This is a genomic window from Paraburkholderia tuberum STM678, from assembly GCF_902833905.1.
In the GTDB taxonomy this organism is placed as follows: domain Bacteria; phylum Pseudomonadota; class Gammaproteobacteria; order Burkholderiales; family Burkholderiaceae; genus Paraburkholderia; species Paraburkholderia tuberum.
This window is the reverse complement of the sequence record NZ_CADFGP010000157.1, coordinates 1-1,816: the sequence shown is the minus strand read 5'-3', so window position 1 is coordinate 1,816 and position 1,816 is coordinate 1. Positions and strand designations below refer to the sequence as shown.

Annotated in this window: 1 protein-coding gene; it reads left to right on the top strand. The window is 60.5% G+C overall.

The features are described 5' to 3' along the window. Positions 1-1,081 precede the first annotated feature (1,081 nt). On the top strand, positions 1,082-1,678 hold the full coding sequence (locus HWY30_RS40695; protein ID WP_244145221.1) for a reverse transcriptase domain-containing protein: 597 nt from the start codon (positions 1,082-1,084) through the stop codon (positions 1,676-1,678). Positions 1,679-1,816: the final 138 nt, after the last annotated feature.

Genomic DNA, 1,816 nt, shown 5'->3' with positions numbered 1-1,816 from the left:
ACGAAACGAAGCTCGCTGGAGCAATCCAGTCGTCAGGAAACGCCGGATACGTGATCCGTACGTCCGGTGTTGTGGGAGGACGGCGGGGGCAACCCCGCCTCCTACCCGATTGCGCCGAGCATGGGCGCACTCCTGCGAGTGCAAGTCCCGCCTTGAGCTGGTCACAGCGAATGAAGTGAAGCGCAACTGCATGACGGCGGCCGAATGTGGGAAGGAAGCGTGGAGCGTAAGTCGCGAGCCGATAAACAAGAACCGCATAGAAGGCGTTGCCAAGCAGGGCGGGCGGGTAATAGACTGCGAAGCTCTCGTGACCAGGGCGAAGCGGCGTAAATGCGGCGGCTGTGCCATGAAGGAGTGCGCTCTTACCTGGGGAGATCTCGCCTCATGCCTGAAAGGGCGACGGCGTCGAGCCGGAGCAAGAAGTCAGCAGAGGCCGTAAGTGTGCGCTGGGCAGCGCGTTGTTCCGGAGGGTTGAAGTCCCTCTGGCGCCCGGATGAGGGGCGCCATATCCGAAAGCGGGGGTAATGCCTCGCTGGCCGGAGAGAGGTGGGAAGGTATGGAGACGTCTAACTGGGCACGAAGGCGAAAGCCGGAAACGGACAAGGCGGACCTGAAGCCAGCATCTCGCAGTTCTCCGGAGGGCAGGGTGTCCGCCGTGAGGCGGAATCCGAAGGGCATGAGGAGAAGTACCGGGCCGTAGTCGATGGGGGCTGCCCCCGATGACGAACCGGTCGGCCAAAGGTGGGGCAAGGTCGAGCCTGCACTATGGAGGCGAAGGCGTTCTCATTCACCCACCGCACCAAGGTGTTTGCGGACGGCACGGTACGGAAGAACAGCGTGTGACCCCAGGAGAACTGGCACAGTCCGCGGGTGGCACCGCGGGAAGTGAGCCTATAAGCGAGGAGCGAAGTGGCGAGCGGTGCTGTGTCAGTAGTCGGACGGCTGAGTAGTACCTGAAGCGTGGCCAAAACTACGTGACCGAGCGATCGGCGACAGAAGTGGGTCGGGGAAGGCAGCCGGCGAAGATGATTGGGAAGAACCCGGACGACAGTGAGTAAGGACACGGAGGAGGATCAGTTCCATGAGCGAAATACCCGTACATCCGCGCCCGAGGAGACTGTCTGACTGGATTAACCCGATGGAAGCAAGGAAGGTCCACTCATTAATTGACAAGGTTTATCAACGGAAGAATCTGGAAGTCGCCTGGGAGCGGGTCCGGGCCAACCGGGGAAGTGGCGGTGTCGATGGAATCAGCGTGGCAGACTTTGCCGAACAGGCGGACCAGCATCTGGACCGTCTGCAGGCGGAACTGCGTGCGCGGACCTATCAGCCGCAACCAGTTCGGCAGGTCTCGATCCCGAAAGTCGGCAAACCGGGGGAGTTCCGCAATCTCGGCATACCGTCGATTTATGATCGCGTATGCCAGCAGGCGCTGCTCAACCGTCTGGAGCCGATCTTCGAGCCGGTATTCGACGACGCCAACTTTGGCTATCGGCGAGGGCGATCGACACACGACGCTTTGCGCAAGATCTGGAAGGAGATCGAGAGCGGCAAGGAATGGATTGTCGATGCTGATCTGAAGGACTTCTTTGGATCAGTTGACCATGACAAACTTCTGTCGCTCGTTGCCCAGCGCATCGCTGACGGTCGGGTACTAGGCCGAATGGCACTTACTTAAGCCCGTGGAGCGTGCCCATATTTTTGGACGCGCTCACGTGCGATGTGACGAGGCTCTTTCAGCCATGGGTAGGACTTCGGTCTTCGTTTGCGCATTCGTGGTTCGATGCGACCGGGGCGACTCCCAACGCAAGACTGC